This is a genomic window from Trichococcus sp. ES5 (assembly GCF_900067165.1).
Taxonomy (GTDB): Bacteria; Bacillota; Bacilli; order Lactobacillales; family Aerococcaceae; genus Trichococcus; species Trichococcus flocculiformis.
The window spans coordinates 1-3,455 of the sequence record NZ_FJND01000046.1; the positions used below are offsets into that span (position 1 = coordinate 1).

The following is a 3,455-nucleotide window of genomic DNA, read 5'->3' on the forward strand; positions in this document are numbered from 1 at the left end:
TGAACAGAGCAGCGTACTTATCTTCAATGACTGACCAGGGAATCGAATCTGCTTTTTTGACCCAACGGTTTTCTGGGTTCATCGTAAGGCCCAATGGCTGATCGAAGTCATAAATGGTTAATTGCCGATTCGTCTGCTTTTTGTACATTTTCATCGCCTCTTTGTATCATTTTTGAAAAAAGTGCACGGGTTTTTGGTATTTCCCTCTGGAATCCATGCATCTATTATACCAAAAAACAGCTAAAAACGCTGTTGCGATAAGGTTTGTTAATTATTCAGTAGACATTGTTTAGAGCTGTTGAATCATTCTTCTAAGCCTGTTTTGCGAGTAAACACCGCCGCACCATTCATAAAGAACCTTGCTTCTTAGAGGCATATTGGGAAATAATTGCTTCAACTCATTCCAGTGGAACAAAATTAATGCGCGATGAGTCCCTCGTATCCCGCAATTGGTGCAGTCATAAACTTGCCTGGAATGATGGAGTGAAAACGAGCCACAATCGGGGCAGCGTAATCCTTTGTGCAAATCTTCGTAGCAGTAGGGAGGAATATGATCCCAAAATGCGCGCTCCACTCCTTGCTGCGCGAGCAACTTTTGTACAACTAAATGGTGATACCGTGTGAGCGGCGGGGCTCCTTTTGCTAGAGAAGTGAAGTGCCGCTTCAATTGAGTCGGCAGGAGCAAGGTTTCTTGCTCAGGTGCTCCTAGTAGGGTAAATTCAGGATGGACCATAACCGCATAGGCTTTTACTTGAAAATCTTTTGCATACCCCAACTCCCTTAACAAATTCTTGAACCGATTTTTGTTGTCTTGCATTTGGATTTGCGGATTGCTGATTTCAAATCCTGTTTCCGATAGCCACATTTCCTTTCCGTAGCGATAGGTTCCGCTAAAACTCTTTACTTCGTATAAATAGAAGGATGTACCGGCCAAAACAATCGTGTCCCATTGGAAGGCATTTCCCATTTGTGGTTGGAGCAATGCTCCCGGGAAAATCAATATCGAATCGCCACACCCTTCCATCTGCTGATCTAGTTTTTCTTCCCACTCGTGCCCTTTTCTTAAATGGGTCAAATAATCAGCTGATTTCCCATTAAGAGCCGTGCGAGATGCCAGCGACTCCATGATATGCAATGTTAAACTCTTTTCTCGTCTGTATAAAAGCATGAATGTTCACTCCTTTCCTAATAAAATACGCAAAAAATCTGTCTTTCCACTAAAAGAATTATTCCTATTAGGTTGAGGAGGTAACCGCTAACAATCCGCTATTTTCATTGATTTTTAATCGAAATCTTTTCAATCTTTCCTCAAAAGTGATATGATTTACAAGAGAGATTAAAATTGGAGGAGTTTATTTATGCTAATCGGAGTACCGAAAGAAATCAAGAACAACGAGAACCGGATTGGATTGACGCCCCTGGGAGTAGCCTTGCTTGTAAAAAATGGCCACCAGGTAATGGTTCAATCGGGCGGAGGACTCGGCTCTGGATTTGAGGACAAGCAGTACGAAGAAGCTGGCGCCACTTTAGAACCTTCTGCAGAGAAAGTATGGTCGGCAGAAATGGTCATTAAAGTAAAAGAACCTCTGCAAGAAGAGTACAAATATTTCCGCGACGATTTAATTATTTTCACGTACCTACACTTGGCAAATGAATTGGAACTGACCAATGCACTAGAAGCAGCCGGAACGGTTGCGATTGGATATGAAACCATGGTCGGCGAATCTGGTGACTTGCCGCTCTTGAACCCAATGAGTATTATTGCCGGTCGTCTGTCTGTTCAAATTGGGGCCCAGTATCTAGAGAGTCAATACGGCGGCAAAGGCGTCTTGATTGGCGGGGTACCAGGTGTGCGTAACGGGAAAGTAGTCATCATTGGTGGAGGCGTAACCGGTAGGAATGCACTCCAAATCGCACTTGGACTTGGCGCGCACTGTACGGTTCTTGACGTGAAACCAGAAGTTTTGGAAGAGATTGAATCGTTATATGGGAACGAAGTCATCACTTTAATGTCAAACTCCGTGAATATTGAGCGTGCAATCCAAGACGCGGATATCGTGATTGGAGCCGTCCTTATTCCAGGACGCAAGGCACCAACACTGGTTACCGAAGAAATGGTGAAGAAAATGCAGCCGGGCTCTGTCATTGTGGATATCGCGGTGGACCAAGGCGGAATTTTTGAAACGGAAGACCGAGTAACATCCCATGATGATCCGGTTTATGAAAAATATGGGATTTTGCACTATGCGGTACCAAATATGCCGGGTGCTGTTTCGAAAACATCAACGATTGCGCTAACCAATGCTACCTTGCCTTATGCAGTGAAGATTGCTAATCAAGGATACTTGGAAGCGGCGAAGAATGATGCTACCATCATGACTGGAATCAATGTCTACAAAGGTAAACTGACGAATGCAGATGTAGCCGATTCGTTGAATAAAGAATACACCGATATTGCAAAACTATTCTAGATAGGGAAAGACTGGAGAGTGTGGAAGCATCCTTCAGTTTTTTTGTGTAAAAAACCAGTTTGATAGGAAAATTAATAATTATGGGGTATAATTTCAAAGCAATTTATTTTTAAGTGCGTGAAAAATGAATGATTATAGAAGATAAAGAGGTGCTTTGATGTTTTTAGCATGGAATGAAATAAAATATTCCAAAACTCGTTTTGCGCTTATCATTGGTGTCATGATCTTGGTTTCGTATCTGGTGTACTTCCTAACCGGACTAGCTTACGGATTAGCTCAAGACAACCGTACAAGTGTGGATAAGTGGGGCGCGGATGCCATTGTTTTAACCGATGAATCGAATGCGAATATCAGTATGTCGATGATGCCACGCAATTTGATCGATGAAGTGAACGCGGATGAAGTTGCTGTCCTTGGTCAAACGCCAACCGTTGTTCGAAAAGAAGGATCAACGAGTGAGGATGCAAAAATTACGGTTACGATTTTTGGGATTGAGTCAGATCAATTCTTGATGCCCGAAGTAATTGAAGGAGAAACCTTCACCGAAGACTGATATCCGCCACAGGAAATTACCAGCAGTGACATAGTTATTACCACCTAGTGACATCAAAATTACCACTGACTGACAGATAAGTTACCAGTGGAAAAAACGCTCACGAAAAGCTGCCCAAATCCTTTATCTAAAGGATTTGGGCAGCTTTTGTGAATAACGTCAAAATGGAACCATTAGTGTGTAAGGTTGAACAGTAAGTGGACAGAGCGTTTAAAACCAACAATCCTGACCCTAAGGTCACCTAAGAGCCGTTCCATATAATCCAGGAACGGCTCTTAGGGAATATCTAATATGTTTTCTACCTGTAAAATTTAAAGTCAGTATTGGTTGATGCTGCTATTGCCATTTCATTATCTCGGAAACAGGGTGATTTTTATTCCATTCAATACGCTCTTCAATGAGGCTTCGGTACTTCCTGTACGCGGAATAAT

General features: G+C 42.5%; 2 protein-coding genes and 2 pseudogenes. 2 read left to right on the plus strand and 2 right to left on the minus strand.

What is annotated here, in order from left to right:
• Positions 1-148: pseudogene (locus tag TES5_RS15300) on the minus strand (IS5/IS1182 family transposase); the annotation flags it as partial.
• A 141-nt stretch (positions 149-289) separates the two neighbouring features.
• Positions 290-1,168, minus strand: coding sequence for a nuclease-related domain-containing protein (locus TES5_RS14730; RefSeq protein WP_068562707.1), 879 nt, complete (start codon positions 1,166-1,168; stop codon positions 290-292).
• Positions 1,169-1,358: 190 nt separating this feature from the next.
• Between TES5_RS14730 and ald the strand changes: the two genes are divergently transcribed.
• Together ald and TES5_RS14740 are read left to right on the plus strand one after the other, a co-directional pair.
• On the plus strand, positions 1,359-2,471 hold the full coding sequence (ald, locus tag TES5_RS14735; protein WP_068562708.1) for an alanine dehydrogenase: 1,113 nt from the start codon (positions 1,359-1,361) through the stop codon (positions 2,469-2,471).
• A 157-nt stretch (positions 2,472-2,628) separates the two neighbouring features.
• Positions 2,629-3,021, plus strand: a pseudogene (locus tag TES5_RS14740) (ABC transporter permease); the annotation flags it as partial.
• Positions 3,022-3,455: the final 434 nt, after the last annotated feature.